The sequence below is a fragment of the Kribbella sp. CCNWLW201 genome, from assembly GCF_037203805.1.
Classification (GTDB): domain Bacteria; phylum Actinomycetota; class Actinomycetes; order Propionibacteriales; family Kribbellaceae; genus Kribbella.
The window spans coordinates 126,902-147,542 of sequence record NZ_JBBCBQ010000011.1; the positions used below are offsets into that span (position 1 = coordinate 126,902).

Sequence of the window (20,641 nt, forward strand, 5' to 3'; positions counted from 1 at the left end):
GCGCGCGGGGCCGCGGTGCCGGGGGCCGTGTGGCGGGGCTGGCATGCCCGGTGTTGTGGGGGGCAGTGGGGCGTGGTTGGGCCGGGTGGGCGGACGGCGCCGCGTTAGCGGAGGGCGGTGCCTTGGGTGTGGGTTAGGAGGGTTAGGTCGTCGCGGGTGGGGAGGGATTCCCAGTCGCCGGTGGCGGTGACGCAGAAGGCGCCGGAGGTGGTGGCGCAGTCGAGGCGGGACTCGGGGGAGAGGTCGTCGAGGGTGGCGGAGAGGTAGCCGGAGACGAAGGCGTCGCCGGCGCCGATGCTGTCGACGACGGTGACCGGGAGAGCGGGGCGGTGGATGGTGCCGTCGGCGGTGTGGGCCCAGGCGCCCTTGCCGCCCGCGGTGACGACGACTTCAGCGATGCCGCTGTCCAGCAGGTCTCGGACTGGTTCGGACGCGTCGGTGAGGATGTCGAGTTCATCGTCCGAGGCGAAGACCGTGTGTACGAAGGGAAGTAGCTCACGCAGCGCAGTTGCCTCGGCCCGTGACCAGAGGCGAGCGCGGTAGTTCACGTCCAGGGACACGCGTACGGCGGACTCCGCAGCCGCGCGTACGACGTCCAGCGTCGCGGCGCGGGTGGAGTCGGAGAGGGCCGGGGTGATGCCGGTGACGTGGAGGAGGCGTGGCGACGAGGCCTGCAAAGCCTCGAGGCACTCCGCGCTGGTCAGTGTGGAACCGGCCGAGCCGCGGCGGTGGTAGCTGACGCGGGTGATGTCGTGCGACGGCTGGTCGAATGCGATGAACCCGGTGAACGACTCGTCCGAGAAGCGCAGCCAACTGGTGTCGACGCCCTCGGCGCGCAGGGTGCGCTGGATCAGTCGCCCCGGCTCGTCGTTGCCGACGGCACCTAGCCACGCTGCCTGGTGGCCGAGGCGGGACAGGCCGATGGCGACGTTGCTCTCCGAGCCGGCGATCGAGAGGTGTGCATCGCCGCCTAGCCGCATCGGGCGGGTGGTCCGCAGGGAAACCATCGTCTCGCCGATGGTGAGGAGGTCGGTCATCGGTCTGCTCCGTCGTGGCCGTCGGTAGGGCAAATTGCAGTCATCGCATCCGTCAGAGGCGGGGCGCGTCTACAGCGGCGAGGAAGGTCGCGGCTCGGGCGGCCAACTCGGTTTGGGAGCCGCCGGTGGCCGCGTCGCCGAGCAGGGGAGAGGCAACGCCTACGGCCAGGGCGCCGGCGGCCAGGTATTCGGGGGCGGTCTTCGCGTCGACGCCCCCGACGGCGATGAGTGGGGCGTCCGGGAGTGGTGCGCGGAGTTCGCGGAGGTAGCCGGAGCCGTAGACCTTGGCGGGGAAGATCTTGACCGCGGTGGCGCCCAGGTCGAGAGCGGCGACCACTTCTGTCGGGGTGAGGGCGCCGCAGAGGAGGGGGAGGCCGAGTTCGACGCTGCGGTGGGCGCCGCGGGTGATCGCAGGGGTGACCGCGAAGCCTGCGCCGGCAGCGGCGACCTCGTCGGCTTGGGCGGGGGTGATGACGGTGCCCGCGCCGATCAGGATGGACGGGTCGTACTCGGATCGGGCCTTGGCGATCGCCTCGACGCCGCCCGGAGTGGTGAGCGAGACCTCGAGGGCCGTGATGCCCGAGGCGACCAGGGTGTGGATGCACTCCAGGGCGCGGTCGGGGCCGTCGGTGCGGATGATGGCGAGCACCTTGCGGTGCCGCAGTTCGGCTAGCAGATCCATGGGTTCCTCCTCGGGTCCACGCTATTGGATCGATCCATACATAGGACGTCCGATATAGTCGGTTTTGGACGGGATGAAGTGGATAAATTACGGAGTGAACAACCCGCCCCGTTGTTTACTTTCTGTTCGCTTGGAGGCATCCGCCCATGCCCACCCGTCTTCCACTCCTCATCGCCCTCGCCCTCCTCATCCCCGCGACGCCGGCCGCAGCCCGACCACCAACCGAGACCTCCGCCCGCTCGTCGACCGAGATCTCCGCCCGGTCGACCGAGGCGTCCGCTCAGCAGGCCTTCGAGCCGGCCGCCATCACCCAGACCGTGCTGTTCAACAAAGGGGACGCCGGGTACGGCTGCTACCGGATCCCCGCCATCGTGAAGACCAAAGCCGGGACACTGCTCGCGTTCGCCGAGGCGCGGCGGGCCTGGTGTGCCGACTCGCAGGAGATCGACCTGGTGATGCGCCGATCCGACGACGACGGACGGACCTGGTCGCCGACCGAGACCGTGCTCTCCGGGACCGACTCCAACCCGAATGCGGTGGCCACCCGCGGCAACCCGGCGCCGATTGTCGACAATGAGACAGGTCGGATCGTGTTGCTCAGCACGATGGATCCGGGGACGACGACCCGGCCCAGGACCCCGTACGTGCAGGTCAGTGATGACGACGGCCGGACCTGGAGTACGGCGAGAAATATCGGTGATCAAATCGATGATCCGGCCTGGGGTTGGTACGCGACCGGGCCGGTGCACGGCATCCAGTTGACTCGTGGCGCGCATGCGGGCCGGTTGGTCGCCGGGACCAACTACGACAACGGCGACGGTGGTCAGGCCGGGCAACTCGTCTACAGCGACGACAGTGGCGATACCTGGCACAAGGGCGCGACCGATCTGCGCACTGACGGCGCCGTGCCGCAGGAGATCAGCGTCGTCGAGAAGGTTGACGGTGGCATCTATGCCGGTGCCCGCAACAACGCGGGAACCTCGGGCGCCAGCCGGATGTTTGCGGTCAGCAACGATGGCGGCCAGACGTACGCGGCACCGTACGCGACGATCGCCGGGTTGACGACGCCGGTCGTGCAAAGCTCCCTGCAGCGCCTCCGCGCGACCGACCGCGGCGACAAGTACAACCGCATCCTGTTCGCGGCTCCGGCCGATCCCGATCGGCGCCGGTACATGACGATCCGATCCAGCTTCGATGAGGGTAAGACCTGGCAGTCCGTTGCCGACGGCACCAGGATCACCAGCGACTGGTCCGGGTACTCCGACATGGCGATCCTCGACACCGGCGAGATCGGCTTGCTGTACGAAGGCGGCACGGTCGACGCACGTGATCAGATCCGCTTCGCCCGGTTCACCGAGACCGACATCGGCCACCCGGACGCACCCCTCGGTACGACGACGCCCGACGTCTCCGGGCTCGGCAACAACAGCTATCTGCGGGGCGGGACCACCTCGGTTGCCGGGAAGTTCGGGCAGGCGCGGGATCTCGACGGGGTCGACGACGCGATCCAGCTGCCGTTCGCCGAATCGCTCGCGGTCGGAGCAGGCGACTTCACCGCGATGGCCTGGATCAAGTACGGCGCGAGTACGGCGAACCAGGCGATCTTCTGGGGTTACAACATGAACGAGTTCTCGCAGTTCTGGCTGCGCGCCGAACCAGCCGACAGCCGGATCCGCGGTTTGATCACAACCAACGGCAACACCGCGGCCGTCGCCACGACCAAGGCCTACAACGACAACGCCTGGCACCACGTCGCGCTCCAACGCAAGGCCGGCACACTGTCGATCTGGGTCGACGGGGTCCAGGCTGCCAGTGTCACCGCGCCGGCCGGGTCGGTCAGTCCGGCGCGGCCGTTCAAGATGTACGTCGGCCAGCGGCTCGACGGCGCGCATCACTTCGACGGCTCGATGGACGAGGTCCGGATCTACAAGCGGGCGTTGACCGCGACCGAGCTCAACAGCATCCGTACGACGAACAGCACCGCGGTGGCGAACGTCGTACTCGATCTGCCGCTCGGATAGCTGCATCAGACCGGCCTGGCGGAGACGGTCAACCGCCAGGCCAGTTCACCGCTCGCCGGTACGACGGCCGCGTCACCCGGGCCGGCTTCCGCGAGGTCGAAGACGCGGCCGAGCATCGGCTCCACGCCGAGACTCCGGTACGGCGCTTCGTCCGGGAAGCCGGCCTGGTTACGCCACAACGCGGTGGAGACTGGTTGCCCCGGGCAACTCAGGTCGAACGTCAAGACGGCACCGCGGTCGCGGACAGAGACGGCCGGACAGTCCATCAAGATGGCGCCGACGGCGGTCCCGTCGGACGGCCCGTAGGTGTCCAACTCAAGAGAGGTCGGCCAGGTGGCGGCGACCCAAGGGGCGTCGGCCGGCCAAGCGGAAGGCAACAGAGGAGCGGCTTCGGGGTAGAGCCGGCAGGTCGTGCCGACGGGTGCCAGCACCGCCGCTCCGACTGCACAGTCCAGCAGGGCGTGAGCGGCCCAGATGAAGCGGTAGCCGGGTGGTGCTTGGAGGTGGTAGTCGACGGTGACCTGGTCGAGCAAAGGGCCAGCAGGGGTCGGTGCGGGCTCGGTGAAGGTGCGGGTGAGGGTGGCCTCGCCGTAGCTGACCGAGTTGTCCCACGGCTGGTTCCACAGACCGCCGTGATCGGGGGTGCCGCGGACGGTGGGAAAGCATTCGTCGAGGCCACCGGCGTCGGTGAACGTTGAGTGATTGGTGCGGGCTCCACTCAGAAGACCGGGGCCTTGCCAGAGCCATTCTCTGTCGATCAGTTGCAGTGACTTCCACCGGCCGCCGTCGGCCGCGTCGATGATCACCATTCGGCGAAGGAGCCGTCTTCGTGGGTCCAGACCGGGTTGCGCCAGGCGTGCCCGGTCTTGTCGGCGGTGCGGACGGCGGCCTCGTCGACCGTGATTCCCAAGCCGGGCAGGGGATTCCACTCGGCGTGACCGTTGACCCAGGTGAACGGTGTCGGGTCCGTCACGTACGACGTGAGATCGCTCGTCACGTTGTAGTGGATACCCCGGCTCTGCTCCTGGATCAGGAAGTTCGGCGTCGCGAACGCGACCTGCAGACTCGCCGCCAGCGAGATCGGCCCGAGCGGACAATGCGGCGCCACCATCGCACCGTGCGTGTCCGCCAGCACCGCGATCCGGCGAAGCTCCGAGATCCCACCCGCATGCGAAACATCGGGCTGAACGACCGCGACCCCGGCGTTCAGGGGCCCGACGAAATCAGCGCGGTGGTAAAGCCGCTCGCCCAACGCGACCGGAACCGTCGAGGCGCCGACCACCTCGGACAGGTGCACCATGTGCTCGGGCAACACCGGCTCTTCGACGAAGAACGGCTGCAGCTCCTCGACAGCACGCAGGATCCGCCGCGCCCCGGCAACACTCACCCGTCCGTGCAGATCGATGGCAACGTCCCGCGTATCGCCAAGGGCACCCCGGGCGGCGCTCAATCGGGACACGATGTCGTTGATCTCGGCAACGGATGGCGAAGGCTGGATCCGCCCGCTCCCGTTCATCTTGACCGCGGTCATCCCAGCCTCGACCTGCTCCAAGACCTGGTCGGCCACCGCCGCCGGCTCGTCACCTCCGACCCATGCGTACACGCGGACCCGATCGCGCACCCGTCCACCGAGCAGTGATGCGACCGGAGCGCCGTACACCTTGCCGGCGATGTCCCACAGCGCGTGGTCGAGCCCGGCGACCGCGCTGCTCAGCACCGGTCCGCCGCGGTAGAACCCGCCCTTCGACAGCACCTGCCAGTGCCGCTCGATCTGCAACGGGTCCTGGCCGATCAGGTACTCCGACAGGGTCTCGATCGCGGTCCGGACGACTTCGGCCCGTCCCTCGACCACGGGTTCGCCCCAGCCGACGACGCCGTCGCTCGTCTCGATCCGGCAGAACAACCAGCGTGGTGGAACCAGGAACGTCTCGATCCTCTCGATCTTCACGAGCGACGCCGCCGCCCAGCCGCCCGCGCGCGAGACGCCGACGATCCACGCACCTCGGTCAAGTCCTCCGCGGCCTTGGCCAGCAGCTCACGCATGGCCAACTCGGCCGCAGCCGGGTCGCCAGAGCGGATGGCGTCCAGCACGCGCCGGTGACTCGGCACCGGGTCGTCCGAAGGCTTCACCTTGTGCACCAGCCGGTCGCGATCGGCCAGCCCGGTCTCCATGATCACTTCCATCTTGGTCAGCAGTTCGTTCCCCGTTGCCGCCAGCAACGCCCGGTGGAAGGCCAAGTCCGCAGCCACCGCCGCATGGTCGTCGGTAGCCGACTCCATCGCGGCCATCGCCACATCCAACGCTTCCAAGTGCGCGGATTCAGCACGCAGCGCGGCCAACCGAGCCGCGGCCGGCTCGACGATCCCGCGCACCTCGTGCAGTTCCTCGAGCAGCTCCGGTCGTACGTCGTCGTCGAAGTGCCAGCGGATCATGTCCGCGTCGAGCAGGTTCCAGTCCGACCGCGGCCGGACGAAGGTCCCGCGCTTCTGCCGCGCGTCGACGAGCCCTTTCGCGGTCAGCACCTTGAGCGCCTCGCGAACCGCGGTCAGGCTGACGCCGAGATCGGCCTGGAGCTCGGTCACGTTGATGGTCGCGCCCTCCGGGATCTGCCCGGACAGGATGCGCTGCGCCATCACCTGCACGATCTGGCCGTGCAGTCCCCGCGGCACACCGCGCTGAATCCCCGTCACACTGCTCTCCCTCATGCCGAGTCCTTGACCGCGGACCAACCACCGTCGACCACCAGGCTGGCCGCCGTCACGTACGACGCTTCCTCCGACAAGAGGAATGCCACCACCTGTGCCACCTCGTCCGCCCGCCCGAGCCGGCCGACCGCCGTGGCCTTCGCACTCTGTTCCCGGCCCTCGGCATCGACACGGTCCCACATCGCGGTCTCAATCGGGCCGGGCAGCACAGTGTTCACCCGGATGGAGCCGCCGTACTCGACGGCGAGCTGGCGTCCGAGCGCAACCAGGGCGCCCTTGGTCGCCGCGTAGGCGGGGTGTCCCGGTAGGCCGACCAGTGCGTGTACCGACGAAACCAGTACGACGGAGCCGGATCCGGCAGCGAGGTCGTCGTACAGGGACTGGAAGCCGAGGAAGGCTGCGGTCAGGTTGACGTCGAGCTGCCGTTGCCAGGACGGCGGCGACAGTTCGTGGGCCGGTTTCACGTCGACGAAGACCGCGTTGCTGACGAATCCGTCGATCGGTCCGAGCTCGTCGCGGCCGCGTGACCGCACCTCGGCCCAGGTTTCGGGCGCCGCGACATCACCCAGTACGGCGATCGCGCGGCCCGGCACCTCCTTGCACGGCTGTACGTCGACCTGCACCACCGAAGCGCCGTCAGCCAGCAGCCGCTCGACACAGGCAGCACCGATCCCCGACGCGGCTCCGGTCACCACGATCACCCGCCCCGCCAACCGCACCCGCGCCTCCTCGAGCCAACTCTTTGCACCGATGAACGAGGCACCAGTTGACCGTGACCTCATCGTCACGTCAAGCGATTTGCTCGTAATTTACGAATTAATATTGACACCTGCGAGCCCTCGCCGCAAGATCGTCGGCAACACACCACTCACTCGGCCGGCCCGACTCAGATCTGGCCGTCGAGGCGATTTCAGGAGTTGGCATGACGGGTCTGGCAGCAGATCGGCGGACGTTCCTCAAGGGGCTCGGAGTGCTCGGGGCAGCCGCCCTGGTCCCGGGCTGTGCGACCTCGACGCAGAGTCCGGGCAGCGGCGGCGCGGCCACCGGCGAGCTCGCGCTGCAGTCGAATCTCTCCAGCGAGCAGGCCAAGGCCGCGATGGAGAAACTCGTTGCCGCCTATAACAAAACCGGCGGATCTCAAGTCAAGTTGAACACGGTCGCGTCGGAGATCTTCCGGACCCAGCTGCCGACCTACCTCACCTCGGCGAACCCGCCGGACGTCTACACCTGGTACGCCGGTTCGGTCGCCGACTCGTACGCGAAGAAGGACCTGCTGCTCGACGTCACCAGCGTCTGGGACGGCCTGAAGAACTACCCGCAGTCGATGCAGACGCTGTCCACCAGCAGCAACGGACAGAAGATCTTCGTGCCGACCAGCTACTACTGGTGGGGCATGTTCTACCGGAAGTCGAACTTCGCCAAGTGGGGCGTCACCCCGCCGAAGACCTGGGACGAGTTCGTCCAGGTGTGCAAGACGATCCAGAGCAAGGGCATCCCGCCGATCGGCATCGGGCTCGGCGACACCCCGTGGGTCGCGTCGGCCTGGTTCGACTACCTGAACATCCGGATCAACGGTGCGCCGTTCCACCGGCAACTGCTGGCCGGCGAGGGCCGCTTCGACGACCCGAAGGTGAAGGCGGTGTTCACCAAGTGGCGCGAGGTGCTGCCGTACTTCGACCCGAAGGGCAAGTCGTTCCCGTTCCAGGAGGCGACGTCGGCGCTGCTGGGCGGCAAGACCGGGATGTTCCTGATCGGCACGTTCTTCGCCGACTCGGCACCGAAGGACGCGCTGGACGACATCGACTTCTTCCAGTTCCCGATCATCGATCCCGCCGTACCCGTGGCCGAAGAGGCGCCGACCGACGGGTACTTCGCGTCGAAGAAGGCGAAGGATCCGGAGGCGGTGAAGAAGTTCATGACCTGGCTGGCGACGGCCGAGGCGCAGGAGATCTACGTGCAGAACTCCTCCGGTACGGCGATCCCGGCGAACCCGGACGGGAAGGCCGCCGACACGCCGCTGGTGAAGAAGGGCAAGGCGATGATCGAGAGCGCGGCGGAGCTGACCCAGTTCTTCAACCGGGACTCGAGTGACGCGCTCCAGCCGACCGCCGACGCCGCACTGACCAAGTTCCTGGACAAGCCGGACCAGATCGACCAGATCCTGAAGACCTGGCAGACCGCGGCCGAGAAGGTCTTCAAGGCGTGACCGCTACAGCAGTGGAGCCGCGCAGCCGGACCGGTGACGGTCCGGCCGCCGGACCTCGCCGTACGCCGAGAAATGGGCCGCGACGCGTTTCGCCGCTCATCCTCGTGTTCGTCTTCGTGCCGTTCGCGGTCGAGGCGGTGTGGGTGTTCTGGCCCGCACTGCAGGGGTTCTGGTTGGCCTTGACCGACTGGGACGGGCTGTCGGCGCCGACGTTCGTCGGGTTCGGGAACTTCAGCGACATGGTGTCGGATCCGATCTTCCGGACCGCGTTGAAGAACACGGCGATCTGGCTCGTGCTGTTCGGCGGGCTGAGTGTGATCGGCGGCTTCGGGATGGCGTTGCTGCTGCAGCGGGAGCGCCGCGGCGTCGGCATCTACCGCGCCGCGTTGTTCACCCCGGTCGTCTTCTCGCTGGTTGTCACCGCGCTGATCTGGCGTGTCTTCTACCAGCCGGACGGACTGGTCGACACCATCCTGCGGACCATCGGCCTGGGCGACTTCGTCCGGCCGTGGCTCGCCGACCCCGACACCGCCCTGTACGCCGTCATCGTGCCGGCCCTGTGGCGTCAGATCGGCTATGTGATGGTGCTGTATCTGGCCGGCCTGAAGGCGGTCGACCCCGCGCTCTACGAAGCGGCAAAGGTCGACGGCGCGAGTGCCTGGCAGCGGACCCTGTACGTGACGATCCCGCAGCTCAAGGGCGTGAATTCGGTCGTGCTGTCGGTGATCGTGATCGACTCGCTGAGATCCTTCGACATCGTCTGGTCGATGACGAAGGGCGGTCCGTACCACTCGTCCGAGCTGCTCAGCACCTACATGTACTCGACCGCGTTCCAATCCACCCAGCTGGGCTACGCGTCCGCGCTGGCCGTGGTGATCTTCCTGCTCGCACTGGCCGTGATCCTCGGCTACCTGATCCGTGCCTTCCGGGAGGAGACATGAATCGCCTCAAGACGTCCGGCTACCACGTGGCGATGGGGCTTATCTCGTTCCTGTGGGTCGCGCCGATCCTCTGGGTGATCGTGATCTCGTTCCGCAGCTTCGACGACGTCGCCGCGAACGGGCTCGGGTCGTTGCCGCATTCGTTCACGTTCTCGACGTACAAATCGGCGTGGGAGGACGCGGACGAGTTCCGGGCCCTGATCAACAGTCTGCTGGTGACGATCCCGGCGGTGCTGCTGAGTCTCGGGCTCGCGTCGTTGGCGGCGTACGGGCTGGCCCGGTACAACATCCCGTTCCGGCGGACCGTGCTGCTGCTGATGTTGATGGGGAACCTGCTGCCGCCGCAGATCCTGCTGATCCCGATCTCGCGGTTCGTGGAACTGATCGGGTACTACGACACACTCATCGCGCTGATCGCCGTACATGTCGGGTTCGGGCTGGGGTTCTACACCTTCGTGCTGCACGGGTTCATGCGGGATCTGCCGCGGGAGATCCAGGAGGCGGCGACGATCGACGGGGCCGGGCCGGGGAAGATCTACGCGAGTGTGATCCTGCCGCTGACCCGGCCGGCGCTGGCGGCGCTCGGTGCGCTGTCGTTCACCTGGATCTTCAACGACCTGCTCTGGTCGATCACTGTGATCCGCTCCGGCGAGAAGATGCCGGTCACGCCGGCGCTTCTCGGTCTGCAAGGGTTGTTCGTCTCGTCCTGGAACGTGATCGCCGCCGGCACTGTCATCGCAGCGGTCCCGACCGTCGCCGTGTTCCTCCGGTTCCAGAAGCACTTCGTCGGCGGTCTCGCGATCGGAGCCGTCAAGTGAAGACCTGGACGTTGCGCGGTGCCACCACGTCGTATGTCGTCGGCGTCCCGGACCACGGCCGGTGGGCAGAGCTGGTTGCCTGGGGCCCACATACGGTTGCCGAAGGCCCTTCTACGGTTGCCCCGGTCGGCACTGAACACTTCCTTCCTCGCGCGGACGTGGAGCCGCTGGAGTACGCCGTCCGAGGAGTCCGGTACGGCGCTCCCGTTGAGCTGGTGGTGAGTGGTCCGGACGGCTCCGACGAACTCCGCCCAGTCTTCGCCGGAGCAGCCAAGACCCCGGCGAGGACGCTTGAACCTGCGGATGCCCCTCGCTCGGGTGGGGAGTTGCAATTGGAGTTTGTCGATGATGTGCGGTCGGTGTGGGTTGTGCTGCATTACCGGATGGTCGGGGATGTGGTGGAGCGGTGGGTGTCGGTGCACAACGACAGCTCCGAAGAGCTCACCTTGCATCGGCACGACTCCGCCGCCTTCGTCATCCCGACACATGGGCCGGTCCGCTATCTGTGGGGTGAGTGGAACAGCGAGTTCCAGCAGGGCGAGGTGAGCCTCGACCGGGGACGATTCTGTATCGGGAGTCACCAGGGAATCACCGGCCATTCCTACTCACCGTTCCTTTCGGTGGGCGGGTACGGCGTCCAACTGGCATGGACCGGGTCCTGGGAGATGTCGGCCGAGGTGGACACGACCGGGCAGACCCGGATTCAGGCCGGCCGAGCTCCGTCCACCCTCGGCCTCAAGCTGGCGCCGGGGGAGTCATGGGTCGCACCGAAGGCCGTCGGGGCGTGCAGCGTCGAGGGAGCCGAGGGCGTGGCGCGCGTCTTCCACGAGTATCAGCGATCCTTCTCCCGCCAAAGTACGCCGAAGGTCTTGTACAACTCCTGGTTCGCGACCGAGTTCGACGTCCGCGCCGAACACCAGTTGGAGCTCGCGAAGCGGGCTGCGTCCATCGGCGTGGAGACGTTCGTGGTGGACGACGGCTGGTTCACCGGGCGGACCGACGATCGCCACGGACTCGGCGACTGGGACGTCGACCCGGCCAAGTTCCCGGATGGCCTCGACACGTTCATCGCGCAACTCGAGGACGTCGGGCTGGACTTCGGGCTGTGGGTCGAGCCGGAGTCGGTCAGCCCGGGATCGGCTCTCGCGGCCGAGCATCCGGACTGGATCCTGCGCACCGACGGTCGTGAGCCGCTCCTGGTCCGCAATCAGTTGCTGCTCGATCTGAGTCGCGACGACGTGGCCGAGTTCATCTGGACCACGCTCGATCGACTGCTGTCGTCGTACCGGATCAGCTATCTGAAGTGGGACGCGAACCGGCCGCGGCTCGACGCGGGCGATCAGCGGCGGGACCTCGACGGTCGTGTCGTCGCCAACCTGTACGCGATCCTCGACCGGCTGCGGGCCGAGCATCCCGGCGTGTACGTCGAGGGATGCGCGGGCGGCGGCGCACGGGTCGACCTCGGGATGGCCGCCCGGGTCGATACGCTGTGGCCGAGTGACAACACTGCCCCGCTGGATCGGCTCAGGATCCAGCGGGGATTCCTGACCGGTTACGCGCCGCACCTGATGAGCTCGTGGGTGACCGATGCCGTCGGCACCCATGACGGCCGCGAGCGGTCGCTCGACTTCCGGTTCCACGTGGCGATGTCGGGTGTGCTCGGGATCGGCGCCGACCTCTCGCGGTGGACCGACGATCAACTCAAGACGGCACAACGACACATCGCGCAGTACAAGACGATCCGCGATGTGGTTGTCAACGGCAACGTCCATGAACTGAGCGCCGGCCTGCAGTACGTCGGCGCCGAACGGTCCGTGGTTTTTCTGTGGGAGACGGGTGACGGCAACGTACGCGGGACGTTGCCGACCAGGCCGCGACGCGTGCCGCTCGTCCAGCTGGATCCCGCGACGAACTACCGGGTGGGCGATGAGATCCACCCGGGCAGCTATCTGCTGCAGGTCGGCGTCCGCTGGGACGGATCGACCGACTCGAACTGCCTGGTCGTCGAAGCAGTCGACTGACCGTTCCGCTCAACGGCAGCAAAGGACAACAGATGAAGCGACTTCTCGGCGGGGTGATCGCGGCGGCTTTGGTGACCGCCTCGCTCGTCACCACCGCCACAACAGCCAATGCATCGCCACAGGCCGACGTGCTCAGCCCGACGCCGTACATGGGCTGGAACACGTACTACGGTCTCGGCGGTGACTTCACCGAAGACTCGGTCAAGTCCGTGGCCGACTCACTGGTCAGCCGCGGTCTCGCGAAGGCCGGTTACGACATCGTCTGGCTCGACGGTGGCTGGCAGGCCGACGTACCGCGGAGTGCGGCCGGCGACCTGCAGCCGAATCCGGCCAAGTTCCCGAACGGGCTGAAGCCGCTCGTCGACTACATCCACAGCAAGGGGCTGAAGGCCGGCATCTACACCGACGCCGGTCCGTACATCCCCGGCAAGTGCGGGCTCGGCAGTGGCGGCTACTACCAGCGCGACGCGGACCAGTTCGCCGCGTGGGGCTTCGATGCGGTCAAGGTCGACTACCTCTGCGGTATCGCGGCGGACCTCGACCCGAAGACGGTGTTCACCGAGTTCGCCCAGGCGCTTCGGAACAACGCGAGCCACCGGCCGATGATCTTCAACCTCTGTAACCCGGTCACTTCGCCGGACTGGGGCAACTATCCGGAGTCCCAGCAGTCGATCAACTCGTGGTCGTACGCGCCCGGGATCGCGCAATCGTGGCGAACCTACACGGATGTCGGCTTCCTCGGTGACATCAAGTTCAAGGACGTACTGCGCAACTACGACGCCAACGCGCGGCACCCTGAGGTGGTGAAGCCTGGTGCGTTCAGCGATCCCGACTACCTCGGTCCCGAGCTCGGCATGTCGGACGAGGAGTTCCGCAGCCAGTTCACCCTGTGGGCCGTGGCCGCGGCGCCGCTCGTCATCGGCAGCGACGTGCGCAAGCTGAGCGCGACGTCGATCGCCACCCTGACCGATCCTGACGTCATCGCGATCAACCAGGACCGGGCCGCGGTCCAGGCCGTTCGAGTCGGCGCGGCGGGTACGACGGAGACCTGGGTGAAGCGACTCGCGGACGGCGGGCGTGCCGTCGTACTGCTGAACCGTGGTGACAGCGCGAAGACGCTGACCACGACGGCCGCCGCGGTCGGTCTGTCGGGTGCGCGGTTCACGCTGAAGAACGCCTGGACGAACTCCGTCACCGAGAGCGCCGGCACGATCAGCGCGGCCGTCCCGGCTCACGGTACGGCGCTCTTCCGGGTGACGCCGGCCACCGGCGTACCCGGGATCCCGCATGTGACCGCGGGGATCCCGCAGGTGACCAAGGTCGGCATCGACCCGCAACCCGAGGGTGTCGCGCCGGTGGTTGCCGGTGGCGACGAACTGACCGTTCAGGTTGCTGTCCGCAACGACGGGTTGGTACCCGTGTTCAAGCCGGCCGTGACTGTTGCCGGTGGCACCGGGTGGACCGTGAAGTCGTTGACCGCGGCACCGACGTACCTTGCCGGCGGCAGGCAGGCGACCTTCGCCTTCACCGTGAAGCTCCCCGCCGGCGCCGCACCCGGATCCGCGAGCCTCACCGCGTCGACGTCGTACGAGACGATCGGGTACGGCGTCCAGCGGCAGACGACCGTGTCACCGGTCGTGGTCGCACCGGAGCCCCCGGACGGGACGGTCGCGCTGTCCCACCACGACTGGATCAGCGCCACCAGCGGCTGGATGTCGCCGACCGTGGACGAGAGCGTCGGCGGCGGATCCCCGATCAGCCTGGTCGGGACGACGTACCCGACAGGCATCGGTGTCGCCTCGCCGTCGACCGTCCGGTACTACCTGGGCAAGGCGTGCACCCGGCTGACCGGGACCGTCGGGATCGACGATGCCGTGCGCAACGTCGGGCCGGAAGGCGGCACGGCGACGTTCCAGGTGATTGGCGACGGCAAGGTTCTGTACGACAGCGGTGTGGTCGATCGGGACCACCCGAAGGCGGTCGATGTGGACCTGACCGGCGTACGCGTACTCGACCTGTTCGTCGGCGATGCGGGAGACGGCGGCTACAACGATCGCGCCGATTGGGCTGCTCCGACAGCTACCTGTTGAGTCACGATCCGAAGGGGCAGGCCGGTGACCGGTCTGCCCCTTCGGTGTGTTTGGGTTGGCGTCTGTTTATCGATCCGCCAAGGTAGGACTGGATGACGCGTCGGCAGTTGAAGCTCGGTAGTGCAGTGGTGGTGAGCCTCGGGCTCGTCGTCGGCGGCGTGGTGCACGTCGCGACGGCGGACACGAAGGCGGGGGCGGAGACGCCGCCGGAGACCGGCTCTGTTGCCCTGAGCACCGAGGACGTCGCGGCCGCCGCGCCCATGATCGCCAGCGGGTCGATGCAACCCGCAACCGTTGCCGGGCAGCCCCGGAAGGCAGCGATGGCGACGCCACAGACCGCTGTCGCTGCGCTGCCGACTACGGGCAAGCTGAAGATCAAGGGCGTCTACCAGAGCACCAACTACAACTGCGTGCCGGCGTCGAGCGCGGTCAGCCTCGGGACCTTCGGAGTGAACGTCACCCAGCAGACGCTCGCGAAGAAGATGGGTACGACGACATCCGGGACGTACGACAAGACCGCGCTGCCGGTCATCAACAGCTACGTCAACCCGCTCGGGTACTCGGTCTGGGACACCAACACCACCGACAGCGCGACCAACCTGCTGAACTGGGCCGCGCACGACATCGGCATCCTCAAGCGGGCGCCCAAGATCGGCGTCTGGATGGAGAAGCTGCCCTGGAACAAGGGGATGAGCGGGCACTACGGTCACGCGATCCTGGTCTACGGGTACGACCTGAACAAGAAGACGCTGACGGTGTGGGACCCGTGGAAGCCGACCGGCGGTACGCACACGCTGTCGGCCGCGGCGCTGAACAAGACGATGCAGCAGTACGGCCTGTCGTACGTGTCCGCGCACTCCGATGTGGACCTGACGAACGCCGGTGACCTGAGCGGTGACGGCCTCGACGACATGGTCGCCGTCGACCGTCAGGACGGGGCGCTGTACCGGTACACGAACAACGGCAAAGGCGCGTTCTCCGGTGGCAGCAGCGCGGTCAAGCTCAGCACCGGGTGGAACGCGATGACCGAGCTCTCGCCGGTCGGCGACCTGACGGGTGACGGCGTACCGGATCTGACCGCTGTCGAGAAGTCGACCGGCAAGCTGTGGCTGTTCAAGGGGCCGAGCATGTCCGGTTCGACCCGGGTGCTGGTCGCCGGCAGCGGCTGGAACGGGATGCGGGACCTGATGGGGATCGGGAACATCATCGGCGACTCGCAGCGGGACCTGGTCGCGATCGAGAAGGCGACGAACATCCTGTGGGCGTACCCGGGTAAGGCGAACGGGTTCGGCCCGCGCAAGCAGATCGGCAGCAAGTGGGCCGGGCTGACCAAGCTGACCGCGGTCGGCGACCTGTCCCGCGACGGGAAGCCGGACTTCGTCGCCGTCGACTCGAAGACCGGGAAGCTGTGGCTCTACAAGGGCCTGTCGTTCTCCGGCGGTACGGCGCGAGTCGAGATCGGCACCGGCGGGTGGAACGGGATGCGCTCGCTGACCGGCGTCGGCGACCTGAACGGCGACAAGATCCCCGACCTGATCACGGTCCTCAACACCACCGGCCAGATGTACCTCTACACCGGCAAGCCCAACGCCCTGGGCCCCCGCACCCTCGAAGGCTCCGGCTGGAACAGCTGAGCCCCAACCCCAATCCCAGGGGATAACCACTGAGCTGGGAGGTGGCCCCCTCAGAATCTCGGTGGGCAACCCCCGATCTCAGTGGGCAACCCCCGATCTCGGTGGGCAACCCCCGGTTTGGAGGGATGACTGTCGGGGTTGGGGGTTGCCTACTCGGAATCTCGGTGGGCAACCCCCGAACTGAGGGGATGACCACTGAGTTTGGGGGTCGCCCCGGTGGGTGGTGACCGGCGGCTTCGCGGGACCGCCGGCCACCACCTTGGTATTTGATCAGATCGCCGGGGTGGTGGGCAGGGGGTGTCTCAGGGCCGGGTGGGCAGATTCTTTCCGGATTCGGCGACTCGCCGTTTGCTGGTGACGCGGCGTTCATCGTAGGGCAGTCTCATCTTGTCGGAAAATGCTTGTCCGGACAGTTGAGGAGACACTTGTGCGCATGCTTCGCCCCCGACGTGCCCGCGCCGCCGCCCTCGCCGCGGTGCTCGCGGCCGGCCTGAGCCCCGCCGCGTTCGGCTCGTCCGCGGACGCTGTTACCACATCGGTACCGGTGCAGCTGGTCTCGATCACCGACTTCCACGGCTACCTGCGGCCCCCGTCGCCGGCTGACGGCGGCACCATCGCCGGGCCCAACGGTCAACAGCTCACCGTCGGCGGAGCGGCGTACCTGGCGACGCATCTGAAGAATCTCCGGGCCGGGAAGCAGAACTCGGTCTTCTTCGCCGCGGGCGACAGCTTCGCCGGCTGGCCGTTCGAGGTCGACGTCCATGCCGACGAGCCGACCATCGAGGTGATGAACGCGCTCGGGGTGGAGTTCGACAGCGTCGGCAACCACGAGCTCGACGTGTCGAAGAGCTTCCTGGTCGACCACATGGCCAACGGCAAGTGCTTCGGAACGATCGGCGTGGACAGTTGCTTCACCGACTCGACCGGCCGCCGCTTCCACGGTGCCGACTTCTCGTTCCAGTCGGCCAACATCGTCGACGCCAAGGGCCGCACGATCGTGGCGCCGTACACGATCCGCTGGGTCCAGGACCACGGCCGCTCGTATCCGGTCGGCTTCATCGGCCTGACCGTCCCCGACACGCCTGTCGGCTCGACGTCGTTCCAGCCGGATCTGAAGGCTCTCGAACCGCTCAAGGCGGCCAACGCGGCCGCGGCGGAGCTGACGAAGCGTGGCGTGAAGGCGATCGTGCTGAACATGCACGAGGGCGGGACCGACGCGTCGGCGACGTACAATGACTGCGTCAACCCGAGCGGTCCGGCGATCGAGCTGGCTCGCAGAGTGACGCCGGAGGTCGACGCGATCGTCACCGGTCACTGGCACACGGCGTTCAACTGCAGCATCCCCGACCCGGCCGGCAACCCGCGCCCGGTGGTCGAGGCGGCCAACCACGGCCGGCTGATCAACGAGATCAACCTGCAGTTGGACCGCCGTACCGGTGAGGTCCTCCGCGATCAGACCACGTCGACCAACCATCCCGTCACCCGCGACGTCACCCCGGACGCCAAGCTCCAGAGGATTGTCGACTATTGGACAACCGCCGGAGCCCGCAAATACGCCGAGCCCGTCGCGACCATCACCGGTGACTTCACGCGTACGGCGAACGCCGCGGGCGAGAGCACCTTCGCTGACCTGGCGGCCGACGTACACCTGTGGACCGCCCGCCGGAACGGCCCCGCCGACCTCGGCCTGGTCGCCGCCAAGCCCGCGGTCGGCAGTACGGCGTTGCGCGGCGACCTCCTGGTTGCGAACAGCAACAAGCCGGGCGACGCCGACGGCCGGGTGCTGCTCGGTGAGTCGTGGGAGGCTTACGGGTACGGCAACCCGGTCCTGACCGTGAGCCTGACCGGTGAAGCGCTGGACGCCGTACTCGAGCAGCAGTGGCAGACCCAGGCCGACGGGACGGTGAAGTTCGCGCCGCTCGCGGTGTCGGGGAACGTCGCCTACTCGTACGACGCCGGCCGTCCAGTCGGCGATCGGGTCGACCCGGCGGACGTGAAGATCGACGGTGTCGCGCTGGACCCGGGCAAGACCTACCGCGTCGCGACGCTGGCCTACACGGTCATCGGTGGAGACGGGTACACGGCGTTCAAGGCGAACTACACCAACCCGGTTCGCAACAACACCGACCACGAGACCTTCGCCGACTACCTCAGGACCCACAACACCCTGACCCCGGCGCCGCTCACCCGGATGACTCAGAAGGGTTGACCGTTCGGCCCGGGCTCGAGGACAACTCGTTCACGAGCCCGGGCCGAACGAGGGGTTCCGGTGGCATAGTCGAGATGTGGTGCTCGCGTTCGACGGAGACCTGGAGTTCGACCCGGCCTTGTTCGAGGTACGCCGGGCCGGTGTGCCGGTGCCATTGGAGCCGCAGGCGTTCGATGTGCTCGCCTATCTGGTCTCGCACCGTGACCGGGTGGTCGCGAAAGAGGAACTGATGGACACCGTCTGGGGTGGGCGGTTCGTCAGCGAGACGGCGGTGACGAGCCGGATCAAGCAGGTACGGCGGGCGCTCGGGGACGACGGCCACAGTCAGCGGCTGATCCGCACCTTGCACGGCCGGGGCTACCGTTTCGTGGCGCCGGTCGAGGCACGGGCCGAGCTCCGGGCGATCGATCCGATCCGCTACACCGTCAGCGACGGTCTCCACATCGCGTACCAGGTGACCGGCGGCGGGGAGCTCGACATCGTGCTGATCTCGGGGTTCGTGTCGCATCTCGAGCTGGACTGGGGCGATCCCCGGCATGCGCACTTCCTGCACCGGTTGGGATCGTTCGGCCGGCTGATCCGGTTCGACAAGCGCGGCACCGGGATGTCGGATCGGCCATCGGGTCTGCCGGACCTCGAGACGCGGATGCACGACGTACTCGCGGTCATGGACGCGGTCGGATCGCGCCGGGCGGTCCTCGTCGGGTACTCCGAGGGTGGGCCGATGGCGATCCTGTGTGCGGCGACCCATCCCGAGCGGGTCGCGGGACTGGTCCTGTACGGCAGCTACGCCAAGCGGGTCTGGACGGAGGACTATCCGTGGGCGCAGACCCAGGAGGTGTGGAGGGTCTACACCGATCAGCTGGTGAACCGGTGGGACTGGGAGGCGGACATGCGGATGCGCTGCCCGTCGGCCGACGTACCGATGCAGCGGTGGTGGGCCCAGCGCATGCGAGCGTCCGCGACGCCGTCGACCGTGCGTGCGCTGCTCGACATGAACTCGCTCGTGGACGTGCGGGACGCCTTGCCTGCGGTTCGGGTACCGACTTTGGTGCTCCATCGGGTCGGTGACGCGCTCATCGATGTCGGAGGAGCCCACTACATCGCCGAGCGCATTCCGGGCGCACGGTTGGAGTTGCTGGACGGTGCCGACCATTTCGTCTCCGGGAACCCGGACCAGATCCTCGACCCGATCGAGCGGTTCGTGCGGGACCTGCCTGCGCCGGCAGCCGGCCCGCTGGCTCTTGCCGCCGTGGCTGCGCCGGCCGGACCACGAGTCGGTGACCTGGCATCGAGACTGGTGGAAGCGGGCGGACGCCGGTGCTCTGATCGGGGTGGCCGGACGGTGGTGCTGTTCGACGGTCCCGCCACGGCAGTGCGCGCCGGACTCGCACACTTGCACGGCGCCGACCAGCTCGGGGTCGCGATCGCGGAGGTCCCGCGGGACGAGATCGAGCTCGACGCGTACGGCGTACAGGTCGCCATCTCCCTGGCCGACAAGGCCGCGCCGGGGTCGTTGTGGCTTACGCCGGGCGTGCGTGACCTGCTGGCGGGCTCGGGTGTCGTGACCGAGCCTGCAGTCGATGGTGGCGAACCGGTGTTCCGCGCGGTCGCCGCGCAATGACGGCCGGCCTGCCCGGGGAAGGGCAGACCGGCCGGTGGCGACCGCGACCCGAGGTGCGAGTGGCGGCCGGTGGGGATCAGCCGGTCGCGACGTCGATCGTGACCGGGACGCCGTGGGTGATCACGTCGTACACGGCCGAGCGCATGCGCGACTGCTCGACCAAGGCGGCCAGCTTCTCGGCCTCGGCGTCTCCCTTGACGTGGAAGACGACGCGGATCGCTTCGTATCCGTTGCGCACCTCCGGGTCGAGGCCGAGGATGCCGAGCAGGTTGATGTCGCCCTCGACCGTCGACGTGACCTCCTCGAGGTCGATGCCCCGAGCGGCGGCGATGTTCGCCAGACCGCTGGTGAGGCAGGCGGCCAGTGCCTGCAGCAAGTACTCGGCCGGGGTGGGGCCGTTGTCGTTGCCGACCAGGACCGGCGGGTGGTCCGCGTCGAAGGTGAAGGCTGATGGGCGCTCGTGTTCCTGTCCGGCGCCGTAGTACCCGTTGATCGTGCCGCGATTGTGGGTGCCGCTGATCCACCGGTTGGTGGCGCGGAACTGGAAGCGGGCGATCTCCGGCTGTGCCTTGACCGCGTCGAGCGTGGCGAAGAGCGTCGGGGTGTCCACGCCGTTGCGCGGACTGCGGGTTGCGGTGGTGGTCATGGTGCT

The 20,641-nt window shown here is 67.7% G+C and carries 16 protein-coding genes; 9 read left to right on the forward strand and 7 right to left on the reverse strand.

The window, feature by feature from the left end; translation table 11 throughout:
- Positions 1 to 104: 104 nt before the first annotated feature.
- Both V9K99_RS35010 and V9K99_RS35015 read right to left on the reverse strand, forming a co-directional pair.
- Complete coding sequence (locus V9K99_RS35010) at positions 105 to 1,037, reverse strand: sugar kinase (protein ID WP_337009564.1); 933 nt, start codon at positions 1,035 to 1,037, stop codon at positions 105 to 107.
- Positions 1,038 to 1,089: 52 nt separating this feature from the next.
- A complete protein-coding gene (locus V9K99_RS35015) occupies positions 1,090 to 1,719 on the reverse strand; it encodes a bifunctional 4-hydroxy-2-oxoglutarate aldolase/2-dehydro-3-deoxy-phosphogluconate aldolase (RefSeq protein ID WP_337009566.1) in 630 nt (209 codons plus the stop codon).
- A 146-nt stretch (positions 1,720 to 1,865) separates the two neighbouring features.
- Here V9K99_RS35015 and V9K99_RS35020 point away from each other — a divergent pair, with 146 nt between their 5' ends.
- Positions 1,866 to 3,740 carry a sialidase family protein gene (locus tag V9K99_RS35020; RefSeq protein WP_337009568.1) on the forward strand — a complete coding sequence of 625 codons (1,875 nt, stop codon included), beginning with the start codon at positions 1,866 to 1,868 and terminating at the stop codon, positions 3,738 to 3,740.
- 5 nt (positions 3,741 to 3,745) lie between these two features.
- On the opposite strand, the gene V9K99_RS35025 is transcribed toward V9K99_RS35020, so the two are convergent.
- From V9K99_RS35025 to V9K99_RS35040, 4 genes are read right to left on the reverse strand one after another with little or no spacing between them, the layout of a single operon-like run.
- Positions 3,746 to 4,549 carry a hypothetical protein gene (locus V9K99_RS35025; protein ID WP_337009570.1) on the reverse strand — a complete coding sequence of 268 codons (804 nt, stop codon included), beginning with the start codon at positions 4,547 to 4,549 and terminating at the stop codon, positions 3,746 to 3,748.
- A complete protein-coding gene (gene dgoD, locus V9K99_RS35030; RefSeq protein ID WP_337009572.1) occupies positions 4,543 to 5,688 on the reverse strand; it encodes a galactonate dehydratase in 1,146 nt (381 codons plus the stop codon). Before dgoD ends, V9K99_RS35025 begins: the two co-directional genes overlap by 7 nt.
- Complete coding sequence (locus V9K99_RS35035; RefSeq protein ID WP_337009574.1) at positions 5,685 to 6,446, reverse strand: FadR/GntR family transcriptional regulator; 762 nt, start codon at positions 6,444 to 6,446, stop codon at positions 5,685 to 5,687. The genes dgoD and V9K99_RS35035 overlap by 4 nt, the downstream gene beginning before the upstream one ends.
- On the reverse strand, positions 6,443 to 7,165 hold the full coding sequence (locus V9K99_RS35040) for an SDR family NAD(P)-dependent oxidoreductase (protein ID WP_337009577.1): 723 nt from the start codon (positions 7,163 to 7,165) through the stop codon (positions 6,443 to 6,445). The genes V9K99_RS35035 and V9K99_RS35040 overlap by 4 nt, the downstream gene beginning before the upstream one ends.
- 203 nt (positions 7,166 to 7,368) lie before the next feature.
- On the opposite strand from V9K99_RS35040, the gene V9K99_RS35045 reads away from it, so the two are divergent.
- The 8 genes from V9K99_RS35045 to V9K99_RS35080 all read left to right on the forward strand — a co-directional run bounded on the left by V9K99_RS35045 (position 7,369) and on the right by V9K99_RS35080 (position 19,989).
- On the forward strand, positions 7,369 to 8,652 hold the full coding sequence (locus V9K99_RS35045; RefSeq protein ID WP_337009579.1) for an ABC transporter substrate-binding protein: 1,284 nt from the start codon (positions 7,369 to 7,371) through the stop codon (positions 8,650 to 8,652).
- Positions 8,649 to 9,593, forward strand: coding sequence for a carbohydrate ABC transporter permease (locus tag V9K99_RS35050; RefSeq protein WP_337009581.1), 945 nt, complete (start codon positions 8,649 to 8,651; stop codon positions 9,591 to 9,593). The genes V9K99_RS35045 and V9K99_RS35050 overlap by 4 nt, the downstream gene beginning before the upstream one ends.
- Positions 9,590 to 10,411 (forward strand): carbohydrate ABC transporter permease, encoded by an 822-nt coding sequence (locus V9K99_RS35055; RefSeq protein ID WP_337009583.1) that lies wholly within the window; start codon positions 9,590 to 9,592, stop codon positions 10,409 to 10,411. The genes V9K99_RS35050 and V9K99_RS35055 overlap by 4 nt, the downstream gene beginning before the upstream one ends.
- On the forward strand, positions 10,408 to 12,432 hold the full coding sequence (locus V9K99_RS35060; RefSeq protein WP_337009585.1) for an alpha-galactosidase: 2,025 nt from the start codon (positions 10,408 to 10,410) through the stop codon (positions 12,430 to 12,432). Before V9K99_RS35055 ends, V9K99_RS35060 begins: the two co-directional genes overlap by 4 nt.
- A gap of 32 nt (positions 12,433 to 12,464) precedes the next feature.
- Positions 12,465 to 14,522 (forward strand): NPCBM/NEW2 domain-containing protein, encoded by a 2,058-nt coding sequence (locus tag V9K99_RS35065; RefSeq protein ID WP_337009587.1) that lies wholly within the window; start codon positions 12,465 to 12,467, stop codon positions 14,520 to 14,522.
- A 92-nt stretch (positions 14,523 to 14,614) separates the two neighbouring features.
- The gene (locus V9K99_RS35070; protein ID WP_337009589.1) at positions 14,615 to 16,156 is read left to right on the forward strand and encodes an FG-GAP-like repeat-containing protein; all 1,542 of its coding nucleotides are present in this window, start codon (positions 14,615 to 14,617) and stop codon (positions 16,154 to 16,156) included.
- A gap of 433 nt (positions 16,157 to 16,589) precedes the next feature.
- Positions 16,590 to 18,365, forward strand: a complete 1,776-nt coding sequence (locus V9K99_RS35075; protein WP_337009616.1) for a bifunctional metallophosphatase/5'-nucleotidase — start codon at positions 16,590 to 16,592, stop codon at positions 18,363 to 18,365.
- Between the two features lie 76 nt (positions 18,366 to 18,441).
- The gene (locus tag V9K99_RS35080; RefSeq protein WP_337009591.1) at positions 18,442 to 19,989 is read left to right on the forward strand and encodes an alpha/beta fold hydrolase; all 1,548 of its coding nucleotides are present in this window, start codon (positions 18,442 to 18,444) and stop codon (positions 19,987 to 19,989) included.
- Between the two features lie 76 nt (positions 19,990 to 20,065).
- Here V9K99_RS35080 and V9K99_RS35085 read toward each other — a convergent pair whose 3' ends face one another.
- Positions 20,066 to 20,635, reverse strand: coding sequence for an OsmC family protein (locus tag V9K99_RS35085; protein ID WP_337009593.1), 570 nt, complete (start codon positions 20,633 to 20,635; stop codon positions 20,066 to 20,068).
- Between the last annotated feature and the right edge of the window lie 6 nt (positions 20,636 to 20,641).

Bases quoted from the DNA above. Each gene is read 5' to 3' on its own strand.
- V9K99_RS35065 (WP_337009587.1), top strand. From the start codon at position 12,465: ATGAAGCGACTTCTCGGCGGGGTGATCGCGGCGGCTTTGGTGACCGCC.
- V9K99_RS35025 (WP_337009570.1), bottom strand. From the start codon at position 4,549: ATGGTGATCATCGACGCGGCCGACGGCGGCCGGTGGAAGTCACTGCAA.
- V9K99_RS35035 (WP_337009574.1), bottom strand. From the start codon at position 6,446: ATGAGGGAGAGCAGTGTGACGGGGATTCAGCGCGGTGTGCCGCGGGGA.
- V9K99_RS35070 (WP_337009589.1), top strand. From the start codon at position 14,615: ATGACGCGTCGGCAGTTGAAGCTCGGTAGTGCAGTGGTGGTGAGCCTC.
- V9K99_RS35020 (WP_337009568.1), top strand. From the start codon at position 1,866: ATGCCCACCCGTCTTCCACTCCTCATCGCCCTCGCCCTCCTCATCCCC.
- V9K99_RS35010 (WP_337009564.1), bottom strand. From the start codon at position 1,037: ATGACCGACCTCCTCACCATCGGCGAGACGATGGTTTCCCTGCGGACC.
- V9K99_RS35015 (WP_337009566.1), bottom strand. From the start codon at position 1,719: ATGGATCTGCTAGCCGAACTGCGGCACCGCAAGGTGCTCGCCATCATC.
- V9K99_RS35055 (WP_337009583.1), top strand. From the start codon at position 9,590: ATGAATCGCCTCAAGACGTCCGGCTACCACGTGGCGATGGGGCTTATC.
- V9K99_RS35075 (WP_337009616.1), top strand. From the start codon at position 16,590: ATGCTTCGCCCCCGACGTGCCCGCGCCGCCGCCCTCGCCGCGGTGCTC.
- V9K99_RS35045 (WP_337009579.1), top strand. From the start codon at position 7,369: ATGACGGGTCTGGCAGCAGATCGGCGGACGTTCCTCAAGGGGCTCGGA.
- V9K99_RS35085 (WP_337009593.1), bottom strand. From the start codon at position 20,635: ATGACCACCACCGCAACCCGCAGTCCGCGCAACGGCGTGGACACCCCG.